The organism is Exiguobacterium sp. (genome assembly GCF_020832205.1).
Classification (GTDB): Bacteria; Bacillota; Bacilli; order Exiguobacteriales; family Exiguobacteriaceae; genus Exiguobacterium.
This window is the reverse complement of sequence record NZ_JAFIFD010000024.1, coordinates 1-24527: the sequence shown is the minus strand read 5'-3', so window position 1 is coordinate 24527 and position 24527 is coordinate 1. Positions and strand designations below refer to the sequence as shown.

The 24527-nt window shown below is 51.7% G+C and carries 31 protein-coding genes; 12 read left to right on the top strand and 19 right to left on the bottom strand.

Features of this window, described 5'->3' with window-relative positions; all coding sequences use genetic code 11:
* Positions 1 to 132 precede the first annotated feature (132 nt).
* A complete protein-coding gene (locus JJU47_RS05400; RefSeq protein WP_228616861.1) occupies positions 133 to 1113 on the bottom strand; it encodes a Gfo/Idh/MocA family protein in 981 nt (326 codons plus the stop codon).
* A gap of 239 nt (positions 1114 to 1352) precedes the next feature.
* Here JJU47_RS05400 and JJU47_RS05395 point away from each other — a divergent pair, with 239 nt between their 5' ends.
* Together JJU47_RS05395 and JJU47_RS05390 are read left to right on the top strand one after the other, a co-directional pair.
* Positions 1353 to 2486: a transposase gene (locus tag JJU47_RS05395; RefSeq protein ID WP_228616859.1), complete on the top strand. Its 1134-nt coding sequence runs from the start codon at positions 1353 to 1355 to the stop codon at positions 2484 to 2486.
* Positions 2487 to 2551: 65 nt separating this feature from the next.
* Positions 2552 to 2989 (top strand): YhfM domain-containing protein, encoded by a 438-nt coding sequence (locus JJU47_RS05390; RefSeq protein ID WP_228616857.1) that lies wholly within the window; start codon positions 2552 to 2554, stop codon positions 2987 to 2989.
* A gap of 41 nt (positions 2990 to 3030) precedes the next feature.
* Here the strand turns inward: JJU47_RS05390 and JJU47_RS05385 are convergent, their stop codons facing one another.
* The 10 genes from JJU47_RS05385 to JJU47_RS05340 form a co-directional block, all read right to left on the bottom strand.
* Entirely contained in the window at positions 3031 to 3543 is a 513-nt protein-coding gene (locus tag JJU47_RS05385) for a GNAT family N-acetyltransferase (protein WP_228616855.1), read from the bottom strand.
* Positions 3544 to 3568: 25 nt separating this feature from the next.
* Positions 3569 to 4330 carry a hypothetical protein gene (locus JJU47_RS05380; protein ID WP_228616853.1) on the bottom strand — a complete coding sequence of 254 codons (762 nt, stop codon included), beginning with the start codon at positions 4328 to 4330 and terminating at the stop codon, positions 3569 to 3571.
* Positions 4331 to 4344: 14 nt separating this feature from the next.
* Entirely contained in the window at positions 4345 to 4878 is a 534-nt protein-coding gene (locus JJU47_RS05375) for a DUF2199 domain-containing protein (RefSeq protein ID WP_228616851.1), read from the bottom strand.
* A 49-nt stretch (positions 4879 to 4927) separates the two neighbouring features.
* Positions 4928 to 5644 carry a DUF2750 domain-containing protein gene (locus tag JJU47_RS05370; protein WP_024370368.1) on the bottom strand — a complete coding sequence of 239 codons (717 nt, stop codon included), beginning with the start codon at positions 5642 to 5644 and terminating at the stop codon, positions 4928 to 4930.
* A gap of 92 nt (positions 5645 to 5736) precedes the next feature.
* Positions 5737 to 6471, bottom strand: a complete 735-nt coding sequence (locus JJU47_RS05365) for a hypothetical protein (RefSeq protein ID WP_047375706.1) — start codon at positions 6469 to 6471, stop codon at positions 5737 to 5739.
* A gap of 24 nt (positions 6472 to 6495) precedes the next feature.
* Positions 6496 to 6996, bottom strand: a complete 501-nt coding sequence (locus JJU47_RS05360) for a hypothetical protein (protein WP_228616849.1) — start codon at positions 6994 to 6996, stop codon at positions 6496 to 6498.
* Between the two features lie 12 nt (positions 6997 to 7008).
* Positions 7009 to 7410: a DUF5412 family protein gene (locus JJU47_RS05355; protein ID WP_228616847.1), complete on the bottom strand. Its 402-nt coding sequence runs from the start codon at positions 7408 to 7410 to the stop codon at positions 7009 to 7011.
* Positions 7407 to 8147 (bottom strand): hypothetical protein, encoded by a 741-nt coding sequence (locus JJU47_RS05350; protein WP_228616845.1) that lies wholly within the window; start codon positions 8145 to 8147, stop codon positions 7407 to 7409. The genes JJU47_RS05355 and JJU47_RS05350 overlap by 4 nt, the downstream gene beginning before the upstream one ends.
* Before the next feature lie 2 nt (positions 8148 to 8149).
* Positions 8150 to 8698 carry a hypothetical protein gene (locus JJU47_RS05345; RefSeq protein ID WP_228616843.1) on the bottom strand — a complete coding sequence of 183 codons (549 nt, stop codon included), beginning with the start codon at positions 8696 to 8698 and terminating at the stop codon, positions 8150 to 8152.
* A gap of 50 nt (positions 8699 to 8748) precedes the next feature.
* On the bottom strand, positions 8749 to 9060 hold the full coding sequence (locus tag JJU47_RS05340) for an SMI1/KNR4 family protein (RefSeq protein WP_228616841.1): 312 nt from the start codon (positions 9058 to 9060) through the stop codon (positions 8749 to 8751).
* Between the two features lie 159 nt (positions 9061 to 9219).
* On the opposite strand from JJU47_RS05340, the gene JJU47_RS05335 reads away from it, so the two are divergent.
* From JJU47_RS05335 to JJU47_RS05295, 9 genes are all read left to right on the top strand, one after another.
* The gene (locus JJU47_RS05335; protein WP_228616839.1) at positions 9220 to 9675 is read left to right on the top strand and encodes a helix-turn-helix transcriptional regulator; all 456 of its coding nucleotides are present in this window, start codon (positions 9220 to 9222) and stop codon (positions 9673 to 9675) included.
* 13 nt (positions 9676 to 9688) lie between these two features.
* Positions 9689 to 10135 carry a hypothetical protein gene (locus JJU47_RS05330; RefSeq protein WP_228616837.1) on the top strand — a complete coding sequence of 149 codons (447 nt, stop codon included), beginning with the start codon at positions 9689 to 9691 and terminating at the stop codon, positions 10133 to 10135.
* Positions 10132 to 10413 (top strand): hypothetical protein, encoded by a 282-nt coding sequence (locus JJU47_RS05325; protein ID WP_228616835.1) that lies wholly within the window; start codon positions 10132 to 10134, stop codon positions 10411 to 10413. The genes JJU47_RS05330 and JJU47_RS05325 overlap by 4 nt, the downstream gene beginning before the upstream one ends.
* Before the next feature lie 235 nt (positions 10414 to 10648).
* Complete coding sequence (locus JJU47_RS05320; RefSeq protein WP_228616833.1) at positions 10649 to 10831, top strand: hypothetical protein; 183 nt, start codon at positions 10649 to 10651, stop codon at positions 10829 to 10831.
* Positions 10832 to 10968: 137 nt separating this feature from the next.
* Positions 10969 to 12189, top strand: a complete 1221-nt coding sequence (locus JJU47_RS05315; protein ID WP_228616831.1) for an MFS transporter — start codon at positions 10969 to 10971, stop codon at positions 12187 to 12189.
* A gap of 219 nt (positions 12190 to 12408) precedes the next feature.
* Positions 12409 to 13245 carry a GGDEF domain-containing protein gene (locus JJU47_RS05310; RefSeq protein ID WP_228616829.1) on the top strand — a complete coding sequence of 279 codons (837 nt, stop codon included), beginning with the start codon at positions 12409 to 12411 and terminating at the stop codon, positions 13243 to 13245.
* 149 nt (positions 13246 to 13394) lie between these two features.
* Positions 13395 to 13841 (top strand): GNAT family N-acetyltransferase, encoded by a 447-nt coding sequence (locus JJU47_RS05305; protein ID WP_228616827.1) that lies wholly within the window; start codon positions 13395 to 13397, stop codon positions 13839 to 13841.
* A gap of 136 nt (positions 13842 to 13977) precedes the next feature.
* Positions 13978 to 14394 carry an NAD(+)--rifampin ADP-ribosyltransferase gene (arr, locus tag JJU47_RS05300; RefSeq protein ID WP_228616826.1) on the top strand — a complete coding sequence of 139 codons (417 nt, stop codon included), beginning with the start codon at positions 13978 to 13980 and terminating at the stop codon, positions 14392 to 14394.
* Positions 14395 to 14411: 17 nt separating this feature from the next.
* Positions 14412 to 14840: a hypothetical protein gene (locus JJU47_RS05295; RefSeq protein ID WP_228616824.1), complete on the top strand. Its 429-nt coding sequence runs from the start codon at positions 14412 to 14414 to the stop codon at positions 14838 to 14840.
* Positions 14841 to 14885: 45 nt separating this feature from the next.
* On the opposite strand, the gene JJU47_RS14595 is transcribed toward JJU47_RS05295, so the two are convergent.
* The 5 genes from JJU47_RS14595 to JJU47_RS05275 form a co-directional block, all read right to left on the bottom strand.
* Positions 14886 to 15014, bottom strand: coding sequence for a hypothetical protein (locus tag JJU47_RS14595; RefSeq protein WP_300997466.1), 129 nt, complete (start codon positions 15012 to 15014; stop codon positions 14886 to 14888).
* 134 nt (positions 15015 to 15148) lie between these two features.
* Positions 15149 to 18397, bottom strand: coding sequence for an FtsX-like permease family protein (locus JJU47_RS05290; protein ID WP_228616822.1), 3249 nt, complete (start codon positions 18395 to 18397; stop codon positions 15149 to 15151).
* Positions 18390 to 19088, bottom strand: a complete 699-nt coding sequence (locus JJU47_RS05285) for an ABC transporter ATP-binding protein (RefSeq protein WP_228616820.1) — start codon at positions 19086 to 19088, stop codon at positions 18390 to 18392. Before JJU47_RS05285 ends, JJU47_RS05290 begins: the two co-directional genes overlap by 8 nt.
* A 160-nt stretch (positions 19089 to 19248) precedes the next feature.
* The gene (locus JJU47_RS05280) at positions 19249 to 20304 is read right to left on the bottom strand and encodes an ABC transporter permease (RefSeq protein WP_228616818.1); all 1056 of its coding nucleotides are present in this window, start codon (positions 20302 to 20304) and stop codon (positions 19249 to 19251) included.
* The gene (locus tag JJU47_RS05275) at positions 20304 to 21164 is read right to left on the bottom strand and encodes an ABC transporter permease subunit (RefSeq protein ID WP_228616816.1); all 861 of its coding nucleotides are present in this window, start codon (positions 21162 to 21164) and stop codon (positions 20304 to 20306) included. Before JJU47_RS05275 ends, JJU47_RS05280 begins: the two co-directional genes overlap by 1 nt.
* 283 nt (positions 21165 to 21447) lie before the next feature.
* Between JJU47_RS05275 and JJU47_RS05270 the strand changes: the two genes are divergently transcribed.
* Positions 21448 to 21873, top strand: coding sequence for a hypothetical protein (locus tag JJU47_RS05270; protein ID WP_228616813.1), 426 nt, complete (start codon positions 21448 to 21450; stop codon positions 21871 to 21873).
* Positions 21874 to 21901: 28 nt separating this feature from the next.
* Here the strand turns inward: JJU47_RS05270 and JJU47_RS05265 are convergent, their stop codons facing one another.
* The 3 genes from JJU47_RS05265 to JJU47_RS05255 all read right to left on the bottom strand — a co-directional run.
* Positions 21902 to 22657 (bottom strand): DUF817 domain-containing protein, encoded by a 756-nt coding sequence (locus JJU47_RS05265; RefSeq protein ID WP_228616811.1) that lies wholly within the window; start codon positions 22655 to 22657, stop codon positions 21902 to 21904.
* Positions 22658 to 22665: 8 nt separating this feature from the next.
* Positions 22666 to 23526 (bottom strand): metal-dependent hydrolase, encoded by an 861-nt coding sequence (locus JJU47_RS05260; RefSeq protein WP_228616809.1) that lies wholly within the window; start codon positions 23524 to 23526, stop codon positions 22666 to 22668.
* 216 nt (positions 23527 to 23742) lie between these two features.
* On the bottom strand, positions 23743 to 24527 hold a 785-nt coding region (locus tag JJU47_RS05255), incomplete at its 5' end, for a helix-turn-helix transcriptional regulator (protein WP_228616807.1).

The window sequence follows — 24527 nt, the reverse complement described above, 5'->3', positions numbered from 1 at the left end:
TCTATACTCCTTGTCGGCTTGATTCCGGCCGTGATCATGACGATCGCGCTCGGTCTGTTCATCCGACACCTATATATCACGAACAAAGAATGAAACAAGCCTCGAGCGCATATCAGCACTCGAGGCTTGTTTTTATTCATCTGCCGGGTAACGGACGTCGATTTGGCGGCGCATATCGGTCATGACATCGGCAAGCATGCGCATGTCGTCATGCGTATGACGCGATGTCTCCCGCTCCCCCGCCTCGATTAAATGAATGAACTCCTGAATCTCGAACGCCATCGGGTTTATTTGTTCGCTGACGAGCTCCTCGGTCGTCCCGTCACGCCCTTCGAACGTCAACCGGTCGAACGTGGCGATGTCGTCAATCAAAATACGCCCCGTCTCCCCAATAACTTCAGACGGTGAGTTCGAGCCGTGAATCTTCGAATGGAGCACGACGATGTCCATCCCGTCATACGATAGGATGGCCGAGCCGCTGCCGTCGACACCCGACTCGAGTTTGATGGCGTTCGCCAATACCGTATTTGGTCGACCGAACAGTTTGAGCGCGGGTCCGAGACAGTAGACGCCGAGATCCATGAGTGACCCGTTCGAGAAGTCCGGGTTGAACGTGTTCGGGTTATCCCCACGTTTATACAGGTCATAGCGTGACGAGTACTGCGATTTGTTCAAGACGACGCGCCGGACCGGACCGATGCGATGAAGTTCTTGACGCAACACGTCGAAGTTCGGCATGAACAAGTTGCGAAGCGCCTCGAGCAAGACGACGTCATGCGCACGTGCCGTCTCGAGCATCGCGTCGACCTCGCGGACGTTCGAGGCGAACGGTTTCTCGCAGAGAACGTGCTTGTTGTGACGCATGAACAGGATGCTCTGCTCGGCGTGTAGCGAGTTCGGGCTCGCGATATAGACCGCGTCGATGACGTCACTCGTGGCCATCGCTTCAAGCGATGTGAACGTATGTAAGATGTTATGTTGAGCGGCGTATGTGTCCGCCCGCTCAGCCGTTCTTGAATAGACGGCCGTCACTTCTCCACCATTGATTTGTTGGACTGTGTCTACGAAGGTGTCGGTGATGAAGTTCGTGCCGATGATGCCGAATCGAATCATAAGTCGTCTCCTCGTTTCTTTTTTTACTAAATTTGGCGAGAATTCCCCCACCTCCAAGCGTCTCGGGCGAAGCCCAGCATAGGTGGGAGATGAATCGCCTGCTAGCAAATCCTTTGGATATCCCTGTGACAGATATGACTAACATAAGTTCGTTATTCCGTCAGATTTCCTCTCCCCCTCCGCGGGTATCGGATGAGGAAGGCGCTCATCACGATCATCGGCCGAGAGGAGGGAGAAACATGCTGAAGGGCTACAAATATCGGCTCCACCCGACGGCGGCGCAGGCCGAGTTCCTGGTCAAGACGATCGGCTGCGCCCGCTTCGTCTACAACAAGCTGCTCGAGGACCGCATCGCCATCCACGAGGAGGCGAAGGCGGGCGGCGGCCCGAGGCGCAAGCCGCCGACGCCGGCCTCCTACAAGCCGCTGTTCCCGTTCCTGTGCGAGGCGGACAGCCTCGCGCTCGCGAACGCGAAGCTGCACCTCGACGCGGCGTTCGCGAAGTTCTCCGCCGGGACGGCCGGCTTCCCAGTGTTCAAGTCGAGACGGCGGTCGCGCGCGTCCTACACGACGAACAACCAGCACGGCACGATCCGCATCGAAGGGGACCGGGTCCGGCTCCCGAAGGTCGGGTTCATCCGTTGCACACAGCACCGCGGCCTCGACGGCGAGATCCGCTCGGCGACCGTGTCGATGACACGGACGGGCAAATTCTTCGTGTCGCTCCTCGTCGAGCAGGCCGACGCGCCGTGGGTCCCGGCAGAACATAAGATCGGGGTCGACCTCGGCCTCGCGCACTTCGCCACCATGACGGACGACGACCTCGTCACGGAGAAGATCCCGAACCCGCGCAACCTGCGGGAGGCCGAGGCGCGGCTCAAGCGGGCGCAGCGCACGCTCGCCCGCAAGAAGCCCGGTAGCCGGAACCGCGAGAAGGCGCGGCTCCTTCTGGCCAAAAAGCATGAAGAAGTACGGGACCGCCGGCATGACTTCCTCCACAAGCTGTCGCGACGCATCGTCGACGAGAACCAAGTCGTCGTGGTCGAGACGCTGAGACCGAGGGAGATGATGCGGGACCGCCGCCTGGCGAAATCGATCGGGGACGCCGGGTGGGGCGAGTTCGTCCGGCAACTCGAGTATAAATGTAAATTCTACGGGCGGACGCTCGTCAAGGCCGACCCGTGGTTCGCCTCGACCCAGGTCTGTTCGGCCTGCGGCGAGAACGGCGGCAAGAAGGGCCTGCACATCCGCGAGTGGACGTGTGCCGCGTGCGGCGCGCACCACGACCGCGACGTCAACGCGAGCCGCAACCTGTTGCGCCTCGCCGACCGAAACACCCCAGGGCAGGGACTGCCCGACGAGCTTGGCCCATAACCGTGGCTACCAAAAGCACGGTCTTCCCAAGAAGCTCCCACTTCAGGTTGCGAAGCAAGCAAGTGGTGAGTAGTTCACCGTCCATTCTTATAGGTTGTCAATCACAGGAAGACACTCAAAAGGAAAATGATCCGAGTAAAGTCGCTCAACAAACTGAAGCGAGTCCATCTTCAGAAGATGGCGCGGAGAAGATGAAGATCAAAGACTCGATCGCAAAGATTAGCATTTCAAAAGACGGTGAGGTAATCAGTTTAAATGATGATGCGTCGATTGAAACGTTACGTGCAGTCATTGAAAGTGCCACGAAAGAAGATGGGATTGTGAACATGTCTAATCCTACACACTATGTAGATGTTGTTTATGCGAACGAAGACAAACAACGTTTTTATTTCTGGTTAGGTGAAGCAGGTGAACGAAGTGCGATTATGAGCGCAGACGACAAACATTCCATTTATACAGTTTCAGCAGCGTTGACAGAAAAAATCATCATTTTAACTCAATAAGATTAACAATAGACCTCAACTCGAGGTCTATTCTTTTCATGCTAGTTTTCAAACGCTTTCTCGAAACAAATATATCGTTCATGCCCTTTAGGTTTTGAATCAAAATGAACACTACCACGTTCGACATAACCATGGCGTTGATAAAAGTTACATGCAGTTTCATTACCCGAAAAACTGTCGAGCCGGATGCTGTGATACCCTTGCTCCTTTGCCAAACGCTCCGAAGCGTGGAGAACGAGGTTCCCGATTCCCTTACCTTGTTGCGACGGATGGACCATGAGCGAGTGAATGACGAGCGGTTTCTCGCCTTGCCATTCAATTTCGTTCCATTCCGCAGATTGCCATTCATCAAGCACGACGATTCCGAGCAACTGTTCACCGTCTTTCATGATATAGACGGAGCCTTCTTTGATACAATCCTCGAAATAGGCGCGGTTCGGGTAAGGGTCGTCCCATTGGAAAATCTGTCTGTGGAGCAAATCGTCTTTACAGGCGAGATAAAGTTGTTCGATTGCATTCACATCTGATGGTGTAGCTAAAGAGATTGTGGTCATTCCAATGCTCCATTCTTAAAAGTGACTATTTTTTATTGATCATCCGTTCATATTTTTTATACTCGTCACGGGACATGCTTAGACCGAGCAGCTCAGTGATCGTGTCTTGTCGCCACGTGCTGGGATTGAAATATTGTGAGCCCGTATTGAACCAGCGCCCCTTTTGATCAAATCCCCATTTATACTTCACACGGTCAAGTCCTTGCTTGATGAGCATCTTTCCTTCTTTCGGATTAGTACGCATGCGATGTTCTCCGAGCTTCATATATGGTTCGACCGCCCACGGGCATCGTTCAATCGCCCGTTGAACATATGTATAATCGAAATGATTAACGTCTCTCCTCGCCAACGCAATGCACAGCAAGCCACTTACTTCTTCTGGCCCACGTTCGATGAGCGTTTCTGCCAAGACGACATCCTCGTCTGTGATGACAAAATCGTTCCAACCCATCCAATATAAAGCGAGCGCATAATAGAACGGATCATCCGGATGATATGTATAGGCGGTTAGCGCGAAGCGATTCACCCGTTCAAAATCTTCGATGGTATCTATCAATTCATACCCGATGAGCCAGTCCCATCGGCTTTTATCGGTCGGGTCCATCATCACCTGGTCAATTAACATCTGTTCGATACCCTGTGTCTGTTGAAGGTAATACTCGAGCTGCTTGAACTGTTTTGCCTCAATGTGTGCATTAATGCAATCCATCATCGCTTGTTGCTCTGCCGAAAAAACCTCGTTCCCTGAGTAAAGCTCAAAAATATACCCTCTCGTGTAATCATTCAAATTCGAATCTCCTCTCACACGTCGCTTTCCACAATACGGGCTAGTTCTTCAATCCCTTCACGTGTGATGCCTACTCGCTGCTCGATGGCGAGCGGATGGTCGGTCGGCTCAAGTTCGATGTAAGGACGCATGCCGACCTCTCGAATATGGACGTTCGTCTTCAAGTTGATCGTGTCCGGATAATCGGGCAAGTCTGTCGAGAACCAACCGAACATCGGTTCAAGTTCGACACGAGCCGTATCTTCCCACGCGTCAAGCATCCGAAAGAAATTATCCGCGCTGAGTGACACCCAGACGTTCCAAGTGAAGACGTCGTCCTCTCCGATAATCGGAAGTTCGAGACAACCATTCACAAAAAAATGTTCCTCGTCTAGGACGCAGACGTCATCGGTCAAAACGACGCGCCGCTTCATCTCTTTCTTAGAGAATTCCTCGATATAAGTCGGCATGAGTGAGCCATATCCGAGCGGTGTGTCGATCGGCGTCTGGCAGACCGAGCAGGCACACTGGGCGCTATGCTTGCGCTTCTGTTTAAAACAGTTCATCATTCTTACAACTTCTCCTTTAAAAATTACAAATTCGGTATTTGAAATAAAATTAGTCTTCTTCTTCGATGGCTTCTAGGACGGTTTCGGGATCGTACTCCATCCCTTTCAAGTCACTCGACCAATCCAATCCACATAGCAACCCGTCATCCGCCATATTCGGCAACCAGCCCGCGACGAACAAATCAAGTGGCAACTCGATAAGCTGATAGTCTTCCCATTCCTCAGCCCTACAAGCAAGTGCGCGTTCACGAGTCGAGAAGAACAGCAACACGTCTGTCGCCTCAATGATTGAAGGCGCATATGCCCAGCCATTGTCCGCTTCGGCCGATAAGCCGAACACCGTCTCGCTTTCAAGGACACGCGCACAGAATCGCTCGATCACGTCCGACTCCAATCGGACCACTTCGACGAACGCATCGATTGAGTCGGCAACTCGCTCGAGTTCCTCCGTCTCATGCCACCAGATATAGATCGTCTCGACGTCTGAAGTCAAAAAACCGAGCTCGTCCCCGCTCCCGTTCGCAGCGACCGTGATAAAGTCTTCCGGTAACCCGCGCTCGTCTCTGTTCGCACGGATGATGTCGTCCCACGTTTTATTGAAGAAGCGTTCGTCTTTGATTGGGTAAAAGAACCACTCCCCGACCTCAAACTTATTGTCGTGAAGCCACGCCTCCCGGAGTCCGTTCGGCAAACGGCTCCCGAGCGCTTGTTCGACCGCTTCGATTGTTTCTAACGTAAATCCTGGCAAATTGGTTTCGATTCGCATTGCAATCCCTCATTTCGTCATTCAATCACATAAAGTATACTTTTTTTGGTGAAAAGAGGGAATGTGTTTTTCGTCTTTGCTGTCTGAACGACTCACACACGAAGCAACGTGACATCCGTTCCGTCAATTTGAATAAACCCGCCAGCACACCCGCGCAGGTCACCGGTCACTCTCCCGCATCGGGTCGGCTTCTCACGCCGACCGAACGCCCAACGATACAATTCGCCGCCCGTCACAAAATAAGCCGCTTCTTCGACAATCGTCATCGCCTCGCTTTCATGGAGCATTTTCGGTGTACGATAGACGATAATTTGTCCGTTACGATCGATATGTGTCAACTCACCGTCGAGTGACGGGAAAGTCCAGACGCCTGAAGCGGTCGTAACGAGGTGCTCACAGTCAACGATAATCGGTGCTTTACGCGTTTCGGGATTATAGCGAAACAGGACGTCACCGCCCTTTGAAAAACAAACGAGCGCCTCCGTCGCGATGCCTTCACCAAAAATCCCTTCATCGCCGTATCCGACCCAAATCCTTGACGTATCAACGGCAACGGACGCGATACATTGACCGGCATGAAATGAAGTCTCGATGCTGCCATCCGTTCGAACAGTCCAAGCATTCGGTTTTGTATCATCGCGAGTAAAGTCGACAATGACAAATGTCGCCTCGTCGATCACCCGGATGAACGGGTCGGTCAGGTCGAGTTTGAGTTTGATCGTATTCGCTCGCCACGTCACGATGGCAACGCCATCTGCATGATGTAACGTGATGAGCTCCTCACCCCACCAATCGGCATCAACAGCTTCATACATTGTCTCGTTCATCGTTATACTCCTTTCGTCTTCTTGTTAGAACGTCGTTTTTGAATCGAGTCGTCTAAGTTGCGTCCATCCCGCTTCACTATAGACATGTTGGCGTGCGACGTGGCTAGAAGGGGAAACGCTTAAGATTTGGAGTGCCAATCGCTCCGCCTCCTCTTCACTAAGCAGTTTGTCCAGAATGACATGAAAGAATAATACATACTCTTTCAACCGAACATCGTCAGGATCAAGTTCAGTGGCCCTTATCGCGTGTGAAAAACTCCGCTCATAGGCGCCTGCATGGTGACAAAACGGCTGGCTTAATAAAAGCGAGGCGATTTCATGCCATTGTGCCGTCTCTTCTATTTGAATGATTTCGACGATAAAATCATAAAGCGAGAGGTCACCTTCGTCATATCCAACTGTTAAAAACAAATCGCGCACCGTGTCGTCATCATATGTAGCAGCCATTGCAAGCACGGTCCGTACGTCTCGGCACCGGATCGCACGTCGAAAAGCCACACCATCTAAATGCTCGAACCATCCCATGTTTTGACCTCCTCAGTCGTCTCTCACACGTTCATATGTGCCGTATCGTGCGTCATACACCTCGCGCACCGGATCAAGCGTCACGTCGTTGATCGTGACGAGCCCTTCTTCCCAAACGACTGTCACTTCTTCGCATGGATATTCCCAGAAGATACGCTCATGTTCTGTCGACCCACGGTGTTCGATTTCTCCTAACATCGCAAAGTCGGTCGTCGCCCCACCGCTCGTTCGATAGAAGAACATCGTCTGTGTCCCGTCAGGTGAGACTGATTCATAGACGAGCTCGCCCTTTGGCACACCATCGATCGTGTCGCCTGCTGTTACGAAACGATATGCACCGTACCCGAGCGCAGCCCAGACACATAAACTGATTAGACCAAGGGCAAACAACCAACCACCATGTACATTCTTCAAGTTCGCTCACCTTCCAATCTGTCCAAGCCTGATCGTTCTAAACGTTTCCGCTCTAGCGTTTGACCGGTCACGCACCACTTCCCGTCTTGTTTCGGGTAGACACGAAATCTGTACCGGTCTCCGAGCCACCCGATCACATCCAACGTATAGAGTGAATCCCAGTGCAACTTGTACACCTGACGAGAGATTCGATACCCTCTCGGAAAGGAACGATCGAACGACGATGCATCGACCTCGATGACGGCTTCCCGTTTCATCCAGCGACGTTTACCATGAATGTCATATAAATCAAGCGATACCCTAGCTTTATCCTCTCTTATCGTGACAATCAAGTTCGCCCGAATCGTCTCGTTCTTATTTTTCGCTCGCATCAAGTTTGCTTCGAACGTATAGTCGTGACGCTCGACGTGATCGCGCAACGTATGTCGCACGTCTGGCGTGAAAACGTTCGGTGCAAAGAAGCGTAATGCACGCTCCAACTCGGTCAGCGCCCGTTCCGGGGTGACTTCTTCATTGATTGGTGCCACATACACCGGTGTGCTGTTATGCTGAAACACAATGGCCTGAAGCGATTCACTCGACAATGTGTCACAACAGACAACCGTCAGCGACGCGTCACAAGGAAGTGTAAGCTTCAAGCTCCGAATCTTCTGATGAAGTAACGTAATCAAGGCATCCAATTTAGGTATCTCGCGCGTCAGCCCGCCTTGACCCAACTGTTCGATTGAAATCCTCATCGTCACCCCTCCCTTTCTCGCAGATCGTCAATCCAACGCTCGAGCTCTTCTCTCTCATGCCAATATACACCCGGCTCTACCTGAAGGTCGACCCCGTGCAAAAACGTCAGCCCGTCCATCACACTCGCATCAACGTGCATGTCTTCCGTCCGCTCTAATGCGTCCGCTGCCAAATCGGAGACGTTTTCGAACGTCAGCGCGCCTGTACGGACAGCGCATAACCAATCGACAAGATCCTCGCGAGACGGGACGTTCCGGCGCCTCGGAAGTTCATCTGTCGCCAGCTTTCCTCTGTTCACCTGCTTAAAGAGTTCGATGAGCCGCTGGTTTGTCGGCGCAATGTCGAGCACCGTCTCAATCGGCGTCCGAATCGATTTGATCTGATTGTTCATCTCATTCCATAAAAAGAGCGTCTCATCTCGTCCGTACATGAGCCAATCACCGGAAGCGTCATATCCGATTCGTTGCCCGAGCGGAGATAATGGAAGGTGTGACGCATCCTCAATAGTGAGGAGCGTCGCAGGCAGCCGTTCACCCGAAGAGGTCGTCATGGTGACGGGACACTCTTCGGTCGGGAGAAACTTTCGCACGTCTTCCCATGTCATCGTTCTGACTGCAACCAATCTTCAAACGAAGGCGCGATTTGCTCGACATGATCACCTGTCTCATGGTCAACGATGACGACTTCATTTGTCTTCAAGTCGACACAGACGAGGTCCCCGAGGAAATCTTCATATCCGATGACGGGGAGATGGTTTGGCCACGGCTCTTCCTCATCGAAAACCTCTCCTTGTACCTCGTCAAAACGGTCGCGTTCGTTTAAGAATGCGAAACGCGGCAGCCCTTCTGCATCCTTCAATCGAATTTCCGTTTCGGACGTCGGTAATAACGCCAGCAATTCTTCTTTCGTCATATGACTACCTCCCTCTATTTTTCTTCATTTTACCTCATCATCCTTAAAATATGTTTTATATTCCCATTGATTCTAATTGACAACGATTTTGTATAGTGTAAAATTACACTTGTAAGTTATTGTCATAATATCCTTTTTAGTAGTCAATTGAGGTGGACCATGAATAAGAACGATTTTATCCAAACTATTTCAAAACATATGAAATCGATTCGGATCGAGCAACAGTTTTCGCAAGAAGAAATGGCCGAGGTGCTCGGCATCTCAAAAAAAACGCTCATCCAAATCGAGAAAGAACGGACTGTCGCCAACTGGGGCACGGTCGTCACGCTCTGCACGCTCTTCAATGATAGCGAAATTCTGTTAAATGAGATTGGGGACGACCCGGTCGAGTTCGTGAAATTGCTCGCTAAAGAGGTCGCCTATGAGCCGAAATCGAAGACGCTCGGCGGCCGGGTCTGGTGGAAGCAGATCTCGACAGATGGTGATTATGTGATGCAACAAAACGTCATCAGTAGCCATTACCGTATCCTCGATTCAAAAGACGTCCGTTGGTACAGCTCGTTCGATGCGGACGATGCCATGCACGTTTTGGCCAGACTCGCGCGAAATCAATGAAAGGAGCTTCAACATGAACATTAAAAAACGATGCATCGTGACGCTATCGTGCGTCTATGCTATCGCCTTTGTCTTAAACGTCATCCCTTCGGTCACGTTCCCCGATGCGACAATCGGACCACTTCAGGCAACGGCGTCCGTCTTGCTCGTCCTCTGTATGATTGGGACGTGCGTTTTGAACGACCGGGTCGCCAAGCTTTATGTGACCGCCCTCTTGTTCGCCGGTGTGACCGTGTTCACGTTACATAGCTTCGAGACGTATGTGTACGACATCGTCATCCTTGACGCCTTGTTCGCGATTCAATATCCGCTCTACTTGTTATTCGTGGCCCCACTTTTCGGGCTCAACTTCTTTTTCAACGTCGAGGCAGACTTCATCGCCTTGTTCGCTTTTTTCATCGGACTGTTCATCCTTGGTATCCATGAGATTGCGATGATGGTGTCACGGAGATCGACATGAGCCGTTGGTTGCTGATTGGATTGGCCAGTCTCATCACCGCCCTCATCCATTTCCTACTTTCGCCGAATCTGCCTGACGTGAATGAATCGATTTGGTTAGGCGGAACAGTAGGGCTTCTCCTGTTGTCCGTCATGGGATTCAGTACCCTTCTCGGACAGAAGCATCATTGGACTTACCGCCAACGGTTCGTTGTCGGAATCGGACTGATTGTCGCTTTTGCGCTGTCATTCAGTCTCATCCTTTGGTGGGTCGTCGCAGTTAACTTGAATCAAATTTAAATGGGAGGAAACTCAATGTACTACTATATCGGGTCAGGGTTTAATAACATCGAGAACGTCAGACGGTTACGCGATCTGCTCACCGCACAAGGGGCATACCCATACATACGATTGGACGCGTAATGCGCGAGCCGATTCGGTCGATGCGCTACGCGACATCGGAGAGAAAGAGCGTGACGCCATCAAGACTTCTGACTTTGTCGTCATCTTGCTTCCGGCCGGGAAAGGCAGCCACGTGGAGCTCGGGATTGCCATCGGCTCAGGCGTGCCGGTGTTTCTTCACGACACGACCGACAGCATGACGAATGTCGAGACGACAAGCACGTTTTATCACGTCTCGCATGTCGTCCAGCTGACTGATGACCTTGAAGACGTTCCACATCAAATCGATTCTTATTTCTCGTCTGCAAGCTTCTAAACGTTGTTTCTCCTCTGTCGTGTACTTCAACTCCCTTCCCTTTCCCACACAAAATTTTGAATTTACTTGATTTTTATGGCGCCTCAGTCATTTTTGTGACATACTGTTCAAAATTGATTTGAACGGAGACGATTGCGATGCGATCTTGGAAACAACCTTTACTTTTGCTCACTGGGGTCGGCATCTCGAACCTCGGGGCTTGGGTGTACTTCATCGCCCTCAACTTGATCGTCCTCGAGATGACGCAGTCGCCGTTCGCCGTGTCCGTCCTCTACATGCTCGTCCCGCTCGCGGCTCTCTGTGCCAACTTCTGGTCAGGTACGGTCATCGACCGCACGGATACACGACGCCTGATGATTTTGCTCGACGCGCTACGCGCCGTCGTCGTCTTCAGTCTCGCCTTCATCGACTCGCTCGCGCTCATTTACGTGCTCGTCTTTCTATTGAACATCGCCAGTTCCGTCTTTGAATCGGCGTCCCTCGTCTACATGACGAAACTCGTCCCGAGTGGCGACCGCCAGCGGTTTAACGCCATGAAGAACTTTGTTCAATCGGCTGGTTTTATCCTAGGACCAGCTATCGCCGGGCTTTTGTTTATGATTGGCAGTCCGACGCTCGCCATTCAGTTGAATGCGTTGGCGCTACTCGTCTCGGTCGGCATCCTCGCGCTTTTGCCGACGCTATACACGGCCCGTGACGTAGTCGAGGTGTTCAGTGTACGCATGATCATCGAGGATTGGAAGACGGTCGTACGCTTCGCGTCGACGAAGCGCTACGTGACGCTCGTTTATAGCCTTTTCTGCGTCATGACGATTTTCATGTCCGGACTCGACTCGCTCGAGGCATCATTTGCGACGCAAGTGCTCGATTTCTCCGAGAGCCGTTACGGCTTTCTTGTCAGTGTCGCCGGAGCCGGGATTATCGCCGGATCAATCATCAATGCGACGTTCAGTGCGAGGATGACGTTGCCGTTCTTGATTAGTTTCGGTGCTGTGATGACGCCTATCGGCTATCTCGTCTTTGCCTTCTCGGAATCATTCGTGGTCGCGTCTGTCGGCTTCTTCTTACTCACGTTCGCCTTGTCATTCGCGAACACCGGCTTCTTGTCGTTTTATCAAAACAACGTCCCGACCGACCTGATGGGCCGCTTCTCCGGGGTGATCAGCGTCGCGGAGTCTGTCTTGATTATCAGCTTGACGTTCGGTATCGGTTTGCTCGCAGAATTTGTCGGGATCCGCTCGACGTACGTCGCCTTCTCGCTCGCGTTCTTGCTCGTCGGCTTAATCACGATCCGGGTTGTGCTCGAACGTTCGAGACGTTCATTGTACGATACCGCATCATTTGAAGAAGCGTCATGAATGAACAGAGACAGTCGTTTATAGGAAACGGCTGTCTCTGTTCGTTTTACCTTGAAATATGTAAGGAATGTACTCGCTTCATTTCGAAAAGTCGATAATCCGACGCCATCCCTTGTTCTATAATGAACATAAAGTGCCTTCTCTTGGTTAACCCACCTATACATGGGATAATTGTGAGGGAAAGCCTCAAACTCAAAAGATACACAAGGAGGGATGACTATGAACCGATGGACCAACGAATCGTTAAAGCTGATTGGTCTAATCTCTTCCCTGCTCATCGGAACGATACTCTATACCATCTTGCTCGTGGAAAGTGACAGCGGATTTCTCGGCTTATTGATTTTGCCGGTCATCGTCATAACTTCACTCGCCTTCGGGATGCGGGCTGGCTTGTCGATTTCTGTGACACTGCTCGTCTTTCTCTTCATCTACTTCCAATCGTTTGCCCCACTAAATGCACAAGGGGAAGTCCAGTTCTTCAATTGGCGCGGGATCGGGTTTACCACACTTCTCCTCATGCTATCTGTCGTTTCTGGCCTCGTTCACCAACTCGTGAAGCGCGTTCAACGATCGCGATACGCACTTGAAGAACGTGCGCGACAACTGATTGCCGTTGACCCCGAAACGTGGCTCGATAACGCCGAGCGGTTTCAACTGAACGTCAACAGCGAACGTGACCGTCTCGTCCGCCATGGTGGTGCTTTCTCGGTTTCGTTCATTCAATTTGACGACTTTATGCGTTTCGAAGAGACATATGGACGCACGGAGTATGAATGGTTTTTGAATTACTTCAGTGACGAACTCCACAGGGCGACACGGCGTACGGACCAAAAATACCGAATCGCCCATGACACGTTCGCCATCATCTTTCCGTACACGTCTCCAGAGGCGGCGCAAGTCGTCCACGACCGCATCCGTCCGTTGCTCGAGGACTATGAGTTACAGAGCGGCGAGCACGTGAGACTGACATACGAGGACATGTTTTATGAAGTGACGCTTGAGAACGCCACGGTCATGGTCGATGCAATTCTTGAGAGGGCTTCATCGCTTCATTAGAATCGTTTTGACCTAGTAAGCCCTTGAACGATCCGTCGGAGGACGTGATTGTTCAAGGGCTTTTTCGTAGTCTGCGTGACTTGTCTTGTCTGTACAGGAATCACGTCACACGAGAGCGAAATCAATATATAACACACCATCAAGGAGGCATGATTCCCATTTCATCGACCGTCTATAGCATTAAACCGATCCAGTCACCACGCGAACTCGACGCATCGTTCCTCGTCATGAACCAATTGCGGACCGACCTGACCCTCGACGCCTATCGTGAGCTCGTCGCCGCCATGCGGCCCCAAGGCTATGAACTTTATGCGCTATACGCAGACGATACGATCGTATCGCTCGCGGGCATAGAAGTTCGCGTCAATCTCTATCTCGAGAAGCACGTCTACATATATGACCTCGTGACGTGCGCCGCGCATCGTTCGAACGGGTACGGTGAGATGCTGCTTCACTTCGTCCACGAATACGCACGCGATCGTGGCGCCCATTACGTTGCCCTCGAGTCTGGACTCGCCCGAACCGAGGCGCACCGTTTTTATACGGACAAGATGGACTACGCCATCACGAGTTATTCCTTCCGAAAAAAACTTTGATATACATGAAAAAAAGAAGAGCAAGTCGCTCTTCCCATTTTCATTATATCGAAATTCTCGAACCAAACACAGACTATTTCCCTCTAATTTCATCCACTACACTATGAAGACAGCCTGACTGAAGGAGAGATGATACATGAACGATGACAACACACCGCTCGACCGTGGCCCGTTCTTTCACGGGACGAAAGCCGAACTGAAGCTTGGAGAGTTACTGGAACCGCGACGCGATTCGAACTATCAAGACAAACAATCGAACTATATCTACTTCACGGCCACCCTCGACGCCGCCAAATGGGGAGCCGAACTGGCGAGCGGGGATGCCCGTGAACGCATTTATCTCGTCGAACCGACCGGTGACTTCGAGAACGATCCGAACTTGACGGACAAACGCTTCCCCGGCAATCCGACGCGGTCGTACCGCTCGAGCGAACCGATCAAAGTCGTGGCCGAGCTTGGTGCTTGGGAACGCCATTCCGTCGAACAAATCGACCAGATGCGCGCCGCGCTTGAGAAGCTCCGTCTAGAAGGGAAAGATGTCATTGAAGACTAACATGAAGGAGAAGTACGTTGAAGAAATCGTATCAGAAACGTAAATGGCTCATCCTCGTCTTCACTATCTCCGGATTATTGTATGCGACGACGTACATCCCGCAACGCGTCATCACGACAACACCATCGAGCGTCGCTCGCATTCACATATTTGACGGTCAGAGCGGTTACGAGCTCGACTTGAGTGACCGAGACGACATCAACGCCGTCATGCAAAATTTGAATGATGTCACGTTCCAAAAAGGGAAAGTGAGCTTCGGTTATATGGGGTACTCGTACCGCATCACATTGTATGACAAAGACGGGGATGAGCTCGATGAATTTATTGTCAATAGTGCCGACACCGTCCGTTACCGCGGCTTCTTTTACACGGCGAAATCAGGAAGAATCGACTATGACATGCTTGATGAATGGATGCAAGAGCTCAAATCATACCCCGAAGATTAATGACTTTATGTTTCTTCAATTCATGAGTTGCAAAAACGGATGGGATCAGTAACTGATTCCATCCGTTCTCTTTTGGTTCCCCTGTTGAAGCGCACCATCCGCATGAACGAGCGTGAACGGATCGGCGAGCGAGGCCGCTGCCGCCTCTGCTTGCGAAACCGTCTCATCGACCACGATCGCTTCTTGACGTCGTAACCGGAAAGCCCAGTCGGCTCGTCAATAATTTACTAAGAGAGACTAGCGAGGTAAGCGCAAAGAACTGATATTTTTTTGTGTCTCCGTTAATCACTTCAATCTCTATTCAATTTTTACTTAGAAGCAAAGTCGATTACATATACATGTTCTCCAATAAACAAGTTTCCATTTACAAGTAATGCAACGCGGTCAACTTCTGAAGGGATCTCATAGGTCAACAAAACTTTGACGTTTGCCGGGACGGTTAGCTGGGATTTGCCATCCCATCCTCCCTCCTCAAGAATCGTTACATCTTTCACTTCATACTTATCTCCTTGTCCATCGAGTAAAGGATAGTGTTGAGGCATGAACCTAAAGGGAAAATCTTCTTGGCCCGGGACATCTTCTGGCTTTACCGTAACTTGAACGGGAATGGTGAGTAAACGTGCTGTCGGAGTGGAAATCTGTATGCCACCTGGCGTATCGACCGGATTGAAAACTTGTATTTCTTCACCTTCACGTTCTGCATTCGTTACTTCATAGAAACGAAATGCCGCTTCCCCCCGTTCTTGGATGGCGTCTTCTACCACAACGACTTCTTCCCCAGGAGACGTCTCCTCGTTTTTCTTATCCTGAAGATCTGCTAATTTCTCACCTGTCGTTCCTTGTACAATCGGCTTGTCCACATCAGGTGATCCAAGCTCGCCCGCTTCTGGTAACGCAAAGAAGAACAGCGTCAAGACGGCTGCGCCGAGCCCGCCTGCGACAGACCCGAGGACCCACTTGAAGCGACGCTCGGTCCGTCTCGTGTTCACCTGCGTCCCGCGCATCGCTTGATACGGCAAAACGTTGACGGCCATCTGGGCCGGGAGCAACGCGCCAACGACTCCGGTCAAAATTGGAACGAAGAGCGTCGCCGAGAGGAACAACACTTCGGTGAGCGGGAGCGATCCATACACGTTCCAGACGAGCACACCGGCGACGATTAGACCAAGCAGACCGGCCAATAGCCCGAGCAGTCCGCCTTCGACAAGCACGAGGCGGCGCACGTTGGCCGAGCGCCATCCGGTCGCCTTCAGGATGGCGATCTCACTTCTGCGTTCATTAATGTTCTGCCACATGACCTCTGTCGTGGTCAGGACCGCGATGAGGAGGGACACCCCCATGGCGACATAGTGCATCGTCCCGACCTCGAGGGCGACGTACTCCCCGAGGAGCGACGTAAACATGACGCCTTGCAGGCGGACCGAGACGAACAGGAAGAACATGAACAGGCTCGTCGGCACGGCGATGGCGAGAAGCGTCAACAGTGTGCGCTTCCATTGCGTCACGAGCTGGTTTAGCGCCATTCCGAGCACGCCCTCGGCCCGGACTAGCCGCAACCCACGCGTCGTCGCACCGGAACGGAGCGCCTCGTACGGTTTAATTTGTCGGATCATCAACATCGGGACGAGTGACCCGAGCACATAAATCCCGAGCCCCCCCAACCCGATCAAGACGACACGAAGACCTGTCGTCGCCGTGTCCCCGGCAAGAAGGAACGCGCCCAAGATCGACCAAGCGACAAGGGCGACGACACCGCCGAGCAAGAGAGCCTCAATCAAGAGGAGACGAGACAATTGACGCGGACCCCAGCCCAGCGAGAGGAGCACCGCGAACTCTTTCTTGCGTGCGTACAACATGATCACGTTCGACGTGAACACGTACAAAATCGCGACGAGGATAACGCTCGCAATGACACCGCCCATGCCCATCTTCGTCTCTTCGAAGATGGTGAACGAGGACCCTAATCGGACCCAAGGCTGTTGGACCCAGCCGAGCGCCTCGCCTTCTTTGAGACCCGGTAAGTACGTCAACGCCATCTGCGGGGACGACCCGAGCGTGACGTCGGTGATGAGTCCGGTCGTCTCCTCAATCTCTTTCGCGACGGCCTGGAGCTTCGCCTCACTCACCTCGTTCAATTCGTCGACACCGCTCACGTTGACCCGAATCGCCGAGATTGGCTTGTCGCCGAGGATGGCCACCGCCGCATCGAGCGTCGTCAGGACGAGCGGCGGTCTCGTGAGAAAGCCACGGTCGTTGTTGAGCGGCAACATTTGTTTCACCGGGTTGACCGGCTCGTCATTCGCATCGATGACCCAGTCGGCCTTAGCCGGGAAATACGTCTCCATCGGCAGGTCGGTGAGTGGGTCGCGTGCCATATCGAGCTTCTCTGGATCAAAGGCCCCGATATAATTCAGCTTTACCTTCGGCCAATCCAATCCCGTCTCACTGAACATATTGAGCGGCCGATACATCTGTTTGAACGGATAAATGCTATCCTCAGGGACCTCGTAAGGTTTCACCTGATAGGCGAACGGCCAACGCTCAGCGAACGGGCTCGTGACGGTCTCATAGTCCAGTGAAGAGGGACGCATCATAAGGAAGTTGAATGCATCATTCTCATCCGAGAAGCCGAGTTGCTCCCCGTTCAGCAGCGACTGGATGACTTCCTTATGCACTTCCTTACTACCGACGGGATCGACTTCATCAATCTTTTTCCCGGAAAGGCTCTCGAGATAGTCCTTTCCCCCTTTGTCCCGTACGTAATTGGCGATTTCTCGGGTGTCTGTTGTGTCGATAGGGAGTTTAACTTCTTCTAACTCATAGGCCATGGTCATATCGACAAAGTTCTCGGTGCTCATGATCACGGGAACTTGAACGATTCCCTGTTCATTCAAACTCGCGTTATCTGATTCAGAGAAATACTGACTATGCTCAGTCTTCACTACCGCCTGTTCCAGACCGACCAATTTCGCCTCTGCCTCCGGATCGATACCGGCAATCATGAAATTGGAAGCCAAAATCGGCTCGATGGTCTCTCCGACGTCAGCTGGCGACATACCATAGTTCGGGTCGGCTTCCATCGGGCGCCAGTCCCCTAGAACATAGAGGTGAGAAATGTCTTCCTCAATCCCTGCACCCGTGTTCGTACGTTCAATAAATTTCACGCGATATACTTTCGGCTCGTCCGTTTGAAACGTGCCGATTTTCTTGAAGTATTCGTAAGAGCCAATCATCGCGATTGGTGCCGCTACCTCGATGTCGCTAATTTGTTTGATTTGTTCATACTGCTCGAGCGTGATTCCGCCGTCTAAACCGCTCATATAGTTTGGCTCGAGCAGGTTCAGCTCCTCAGTCACGCTCCGCGAGCCCGGGGGCCGTACGACGATATGATACGAGGACTTCCAACGCTTCTCGAGCTCAGAGACGACCGTCCCCTTGTTCGACTCGGTCAATCCGACGAGATAAGACAACCCGGTACTGACGATTAAGACACCGACGAGGAGCAGGATGAATCGCTCCTTGTTGCGCCACCACGAATTCCAGATGAACTTAAGCATGTCCCGACACCCTCGTATCCATCACCTCGATGATTTCGCCATCCTTCATACGAATCTGTACCTCGGCCCGCTCGGCGATACTCGGGTCATGGGTCACACAGATGACGCCGCAACCCTTCTCTTGATTCAACTCCCGTAGCAATTCGAAAATGACCTCGCCCGTCTCCGAGTCGAGGTTCCCGGTCGGCTCGTCGGCGAGTAGCCACTCTGGCTCATGGATGAGGGCACGTGCGACCGCGACACGTTGTTGCTGCCCGCCCGATAACTGGGACGGCAACGACTCCGCCTTCTCCTGTAACCCTACACGTGCGAGTAGCGACAAAGCCCGCTCTTTTTTGTCATAGTCTACCTTACGACCGAAGAGTGGTGCCATCACGTTCTCGACGGCCGTCAATGTCGGGATAAGGTGAAACTGTTGGAAGATGAATCCGACTTTCTCAAATCGAAAGTCGGCCAGCTCCTTCGCGTTCATTTGACTTAACTTTTCCCCGTCAAAAAACAAATCCCCACTCGTCGGCACGTCGAGCGTTCCTAGAAGACTCAGTAATGTCGATTTTCCTGACCCAGATGGTCCAATGACAGAGACGAAGTCCCCTGTTTTGAAATCTATGCTGATTGGTTTCAACGCATATGTATCGATTCCGTCCCCCTGAAACTTTCGAGACATTTGTACGCATTTAAATTCACCCATATTTTTACCTCCAAGTTATCATTTGGTAATTATTAGTTGAATCAATTATAGCAAGATTTATCCAAATAACCATTATTTTATTTGATTATTCTGACATCAATGTGTACGAAGTTGTTTGACGTAACAGAAAAAGGCGTTCCCGATGAAGGGAATGCCTCTTCTAACCGATATCATTTAAACGCTTGTGACGATTTAGTTGAAGCGCACCATCCGCATGAACGAGCGTGAACGGATCGGCGAGCGAGGCCGCTGCCGCCTCTGCTTGCGAGACCGTCTCATCGACCACGATCGCTTCTTGACGTCGTAACCGGAAAGCCCGCTCGAGTCGGCTCGTCAACAAATTGCTGAGGAAGACGAGCAAGGACAGTCCGATGGCCGGGACGAGGAAGATATGACTCGTCATCCAAGTCGTCGCCGTGAACTGCTTGAAATAATACCCGAACATCGACGACCATTCGAATAGCGTCGGCATGACCCCTTCAAACAAGAACACGGTTCCTCCAAAGAAGACACCGAACAACGACAGATGGATGAGTAACATCAACGTTTGCACGAACTGCTGCATGAAGACGATCACCAACGTCGGGACGAGGTGCGGCCACAGATGTCGTCTCGTCCGATGCCAAACGCCGCCTCCTAACGTCTCAGCGACGACCATGAACTCTTGTTTCAGCAGTTGCCTCACTTCTGTGATCAAATAAAGCGTGACAGCAGGTAACCCGAGTAGGATGAAGACGGTGAGCTGGAGCGAGACGCGATCCACGAGTGGTGGCACCATCGTCGAGTCGGCGAACATCAAGGACGAGAACAACATCATCATCGCGAGTAACGAGATCGGTAGAATTAAAAAACCGTCCAACACCATTTTGAAGTAACGATTCAACCGCGCCCCGCGGAACGCGAGCGGAATCCCGACGAGTAACCCGAGCGCCATCCGCCCGAGCGCAACGGTCGCACAAATGCCGACCGTCCATTTGAACCCTTCAATCATCATTTGGAACAAGTCGTTCCCGGCCCGGTCCGTCCCGAGCCATTGGTCTTTCGACGGTTCAAGCGGCGGGATGCCAATCAATCGCCCTTCCTCTGAGTACCGATTCAAGAATTGATCGACTTGCCCGTCGCGAAAAATCGTATTGCCGATACTGAGTACAAGTAAGCCCATTAAAATCGTGAAGACGATTAAGAAAATCGGATCACGCATGAGTGCGCGGCGCATCAAACCCCTCCTTTCCATGCATCCGGGATAAGCCATTCCGCCAACACGTCCACAAGAAAGATCGGAATATAAACGACCAGTAAAATGACGAGGAGGATCGGCATCACCGGATTATAGACGACGAAACGGAAGATGCCTTGCACGTTGAACAAATACTCGATAATCAAAAGACTCGATAGTACCGTAATCAAATTCGATCGGAAAAAGAGGTAGAATCGATACACCAAATTCGGGAGCAAGTGTTTCCAGAACAAGGCGGCCGGTCGGACACCTTTGGCCCGAGCCAGCTCGAGGAACGGGGTCGCTTCCTCCTCAAGGATATGCTTCGTCAACCATTTAAGTAAGAAAAACAAAATGGTGAGTGTCAGCGTCACAATCGGCAAAAAACGTATGTACTCGGCAAAGCCACCCGCGACCTCGATACGATTGAATCCCGTCTGTTTGTAGAGCGTGATGGCGAGGAATTGCGTGAAGATAAGCCAAAACAGATCCGGGACCATCTCGAGCGTCTGACTCGTTTGTTGTAACACCGTCCGCACACGCTTCCCGCTCCGATAAAAGAAATAAGCGTAGAGTAGGGCGAACGCGACCGAGACGGCAAGTGACGTCATAAAGATGATGACGGTCTCTTTCATGAGCGGCGCGAGCGCTGGCAGTAACGGTAACTCTTGTTGCGCCGTGACGTTGTAATACGTGATCTCATCAAGTTTCGTCAACTGACTGAATTGTTGTTGCAGCCCGTTCCAGTAGTTCGATGGCACGAACTCGAGTTGCACGACGAGTGACGGCAAAGCACTGATCGCAATCAACACAAACAATGTGATAAAAAACTGAGCCGATTTTTGAGCAATCCAGTGCATCGTGTTCTTCCCCTTTCCAAAAATACATCGATTTCGTATAACCTTGTCGTGCTTTCATGTATGCAATCCATAATATAGCTTATAATACGGATACTAAAGTTAAAAATATCCATATACACTGTTATGATTCTATCACAATCAGCATGTGAATAAATACAATATTCCGAAAATTATTTGCGAATAAAATCTGGAATCGTGAATACATTATGCTACTGTCTATGCCCTCAACAACTCAAATGACGAACTTGCTATCACGATTATCTGATTAGAAAAGGAGACTTTCATGACCAACTTCCTCAAGTTACAATCGATCTCAATCTTACTGGCCCTCACCTTACTCATTAATATTCAGCTCCTCGCCAACAGCGGTCGTCTGTATTTGTTGATTGGTGACGGGTATGTGCTCGTCATCGCCGTGAGCGGACTCGCCTCACTCGTTTTGTTCGCGCGCGTCCTCATCAAGCTCCTACTGTTGCTCCCTATGTCACGTTGGAACTTCTTCCTTTACATCTTATGGCTTCCCTACTTAGCTTTGTTCACGTACGTGTGGACACGGCTCGTTCCTCCCCCGGGCGAGGCGGCATGGCCGAGTCCCGTCATCGGTCTCTTGATCATCGCCCTCACGCTCGTATTCCCGCTCTACGTGCTCGTCGTCCATATGATTGCCCGCTCCCCAAAAAGAACGCTCCAAATCGAAGACAAGGCGTAACCGAAATCCGGTCACGCCTTGTCTGTGTTTACCATTCTTGGCGTCGCTTCTGCCACGCCACGAGTAAGATGCTGATGATGACGAGCAAGAACCACGACGACAGTTTGCCGAGGTCGACGAGCGCCCAGCCGCTCAACTGGTTCGGATACGCCCAACCGTTATAGAACGTGACGATATTCTCGGCGAACCAGATGAAACAGGCGATCAAAAAGAAGGCGACGACGACGGGCATCGTGAAGCGACGGTCGTCGAGCCGATACGTGACGATGGCCCGACCGAACGTAAGAAAGACAAGACCAATCAACACCCAGCGCAAGTCGAGCCAAATGTGGTGCCAAAAGAAGTTAAAATAGATGGCGATCCCGAGACCGAAGGCGATGAGCGGCGGCGGCATCTTCAAAAACTCGAGGTCGAGCCGACGCCACGATTGGACGACGTAGCTGCCGACGCTCGCATACATGAACCCAGCATAGAGCGGCACGCCGAACCATTTCGTCAGTGCCTCGTCCGGATAGCTCCACGACCCCATCTGGACTTTGAACAGCTCAAGGCCGAGCCCGATGACGTGGAACCAGCTGATTACTTTTAGTTCTTCCATTGTCTCGAGCCCAGTCTTGACGAGCACGACTTGGACGAACAGACACCAGATGAGGAGGACGTCGTAGCGCGGAATCGGAAAGTCGATCCATTTCGTCAACGCGAGCGCGCCGAAGATGGCGACCGCGAAGAGGCAACTGAGTGCCTGTTCGTAGCCGAAGATGAATAAGTATCGGAGGCGTCGCATCGGATCACCTACAATTCGATGTATTCGTAGAGGAATGACGACTCGCCGTCAAAGAAACGCGGGTCGAATAGACCGAGTCGCTCGTCTTCCTCGACAACGACAACGAAGGGTGACCATTGCTTCAGCGTGAGTGCCTCTTTATTCTCATCAAAGAGCGGAGTCAAGTCAGCGTCGTCCGCACTCGTCAATTCATATTGAAGTTCAGACGATTGATACACTGAATCACTGAAAATCGAGACAGTATCGTCCGTCTTCGTGACGACCGTGAACTGGGTCGGGATGAACGACGCCGATAATGCGACTTCTTCATGATCTTTCGCGTACGACTGATACAGGTACGCCCCTTGTGCACTTTGAATCAAGACGTGGACAAGGATAGCAGCCCAGGCGTAACGGTACACCGTGTGCCTCACGTCAGTCCGGCGCGCGATGAGCCACGCGACGAGGAAAATACCCCAATAGACGAAGTCGACGATCGGGATGACGCCTAACGTGAGCCTAGCGTCGGACAACGGCTCGAAGTAACCCGTCCCCCAGGCGTTGAACACGTCGGCCGTGTTGTGGATGAATACCGAGAGCATCGCCCAGTAAAAATAACGCTTATCCGTTACCTTGAAGAGAACGCGGACGAGCCAATAGATGAGCAGCGCGAATATTGGGACGAGGAAAATCGAGTGCGTGATGCCGCGATGCCACATCTGATACATCCCTTCCGTGTCCCAAAGCCGCGAGATGACATCCGCATCCGGGATTTGACTCCCGACGAGCGTCGTCACGAGCAACGCCCGCTTCTCATTTTTCTGTAACTCGCGCTTGTCTGCTGCTCCATATAATGTGAGACCGAACAGCGTATGTGTGATCGTATCCATCTATTCCCTCCTTTCTCTTTGAAAAGACATCCTCCTCAAAGCGAGAAGGATGTCCTCAATTTATTTATCTTGGTCCATTTTCATGGCGCGTCTCGCGACGACAGCAACAAAAATGACAGCGACAATCGGAATGATTAATGGCATCCAATTCAACATCCGCCTGTCCCCTTTCTACAAGTGTCGCAAGCAGTATATCACAACTTCAAATCAATCGTTTCAATGGATGCTCGCCTTCGCATATCGACTTGCCATCGACTCGATTGTCTCCCGCATATGGTCGCGGAGCGTCACCGGTTCGAGCACCTCGACTTGATCGCCGAGGGACAACAGCCAAAAGACGAATCCGTCCGATACGGCCGCGTCAAAACGGATGTGGAAACGCTCATTCACTTCAGTGATCGATACGTCTTCCCCTAGTTTGTCGAAGATGACCGGTAGCACGCGCTCCTCGACGGTCAAGACGACTTCTTCATCGAGCCCGTTGTACATGTTGAACGATTTTTGGAAATAGTCATCGGGCAAGTGGTGTTTTTGACGCGGTGAATCGTCCTCGACGATCTCCGAGTTGACGATCCGGTCGACCCGGTAGTTGCGAACTTCCCCGATCGATTCGTCGATACCGATCAAGTAGTACTGCTCGTGATTCCAATGCAAATCGATTGGATTGACGACGTAGCGTTCCCCGTCACGCCGGAGCGGGAACGTCCGCTTGGCGACGTCGAAGCCGACGACGTCCGTGTATTGGAACGAGATGGCTTTTTGTTCTTGAATCGCCCGTTGGATCCGGTCGATATGATATGGGATATAGTTCACTTTCTTTTTCGGTGTCTTGATGATCGACTGGAGCGTCTCTGCTTCCGGGATGCTCGTCAAATGGCGGAGCTTGTCGACGATCTGTTCGGTCACGTCTTCCGAGATGAATTTCGCGGCGACGATCGCATCGACCATCATCCGCAGTTCATGGCTTTCGAACAAACGCGCTGAATGCCAGTATTTTTTGG

Bases quoted from the DNA above. Each gene is read 5' to 3' on its own strand.
- JJU47_RS05400 (WP_228616861.1), bottom strand. From the start codon at position 1,113: ATGATTCGATTCGGCATCATCGGCACGAACTTCATCACCGACACCTTC.
- JJU47_RS05395 (WP_228616859.1), top strand. From the start codon at position 1,353: ATGCTGAAGGGCTACAAATATCGGCTCCACCCGACGGCGGCGCAGGCC.
- JJU47_RS05385 (WP_228616855.1), bottom strand. From the start codon at position 3,543: ATGACCACAATCTCTTTAGCTACACCATCAGATGTGAATGCAATCGAA.
- JJU47_RS05375 (WP_228616851.1), bottom strand. From the start codon at position 4,878: ATGATGAACTGTTTTAAACAGAAGCGCAAGCATAGCGCCCAGTGTGCC.
- JJU47_RS05370 (WP_024370368.1), bottom strand. From the start codon at position 5,644: ATGCGAATCGAAACCAATTTGCCAGGATTTACGTTAGAAACAATCGAA.
- JJU47_RS05365 (WP_047375706.1), bottom strand. From the start codon at position 6,471: ATGAACGAGACAATGTATGAAGCTGTTGATGCCGATTGGTGGGGTGAG.
- JJU47_RS05360 (WP_228616849.1), bottom strand. From the start codon at position 6,996: ATGGGATGGTTCGAGCATTTAGATGGTGTGGCTTTTCGACGTGCGATC.
- JJU47_RS05350 (WP_228616845.1), bottom strand. From the start codon at position 8,147: ATGAGGATTTCAATCGAACAGTTGGGTCAAGGCGGGCTGACGCGCGAG.
- JJU47_RS05345 (WP_228616843.1), bottom strand. From the start codon at position 8,698: ATGACGACCTCTTCGGGTGAACGGCTGCCTGCGACGCTCCTCACTATT.
- JJU47_RS05340 (WP_228616841.1), bottom strand. From the start codon at position 9,060: ATGACGAAAGAAGAATTGCTGGCGTTATTACCGACGTCCGAAACGGAA.
- JJU47_RS05335 (WP_228616839.1), top strand. From the start codon at position 9,220: ATGAATAAGAACGATTTTATCCAAACTATTTCAAAACATATGAAATCG.
- JJU47_RS05330 (WP_228616837.1), top strand. From the start codon at position 9,689: ATGAACATTAAAAAACGATGCATCGTGACGCTATCGTGCGTCTATGCT.
- JJU47_RS05325 (WP_228616835.1), top strand. From the start codon at position 10,132: ATGAGCCGTTGGTTGCTGATTGGATTGGCCAGTCTCATCACCGCCCTC.
- JJU47_RS05315 (WP_228616831.1), top strand. From the start codon at position 10,969: ATGCGATCTTGGAAACAACCTTTACTTTTGCTCACTGGGGTCGGCATC.
- JJU47_RS05310 (WP_228616829.1), top strand. From the start codon at position 12,409: ATGAACCGATGGACCAACGAATCGTTAAAGCTGATTGGTCTAATCTCT.
- JJU47_RS05305 (WP_228616827.1), top strand. From the start codon at position 13,395: ATGATTCCCATTTCATCGACCGTCTATAGCATTAAACCGATCCAGTCA.
- arr (WP_228616826.1), top strand. From the start codon at position 13,978: ATGAACGATGACAACACACCGCTCGACCGTGGCCCGTTCTTTCACGGG.
- JJU47_RS05290 (WP_228616822.1), bottom strand. From the start codon at position 18,397: ATGCTTAAGTTCATCTGGAATTCGTGGTGGCGCAACAAGGAGCGATTC.
- JJU47_RS05285 (WP_228616820.1), bottom strand. From the start codon at position 19,088: ATGGGTGAATTTAAATGCGTACAAATGTCTCGAAAGTTTCAGGGGGAC.
- JJU47_RS05280 (WP_228616818.1), bottom strand. From the start codon at position 20,304: ATGCGCCGCGCACTCATGCGTGATCCGATTTTCTTAATCGTCTTCACG.
- JJU47_RS05275 (WP_228616816.1), bottom strand. From the start codon at position 21,164: ATGCACTGGATTGCTCAAAAATCGGCTCAGTTTTTTATCACATTGTTT.
- JJU47_RS05270 (WP_228616813.1), top strand. From the start codon at position 21,448: ATGACCAACTTCCTCAAGTTACAATCGATCTCAATCTTACTGGCCCTC.
- JJU47_RS05265 (WP_228616811.1), bottom strand. From the start codon at position 22,657: ATGCGACGCCTCCGATACTTATTCATCTTCGGCTACGAACAGGCACTC.
- JJU47_RS05260 (WP_228616809.1), bottom strand. From the start codon at position 23,526: ATGGATACGATCACACATACGCTGTTCGGTCTCACATTATATGGAGCA.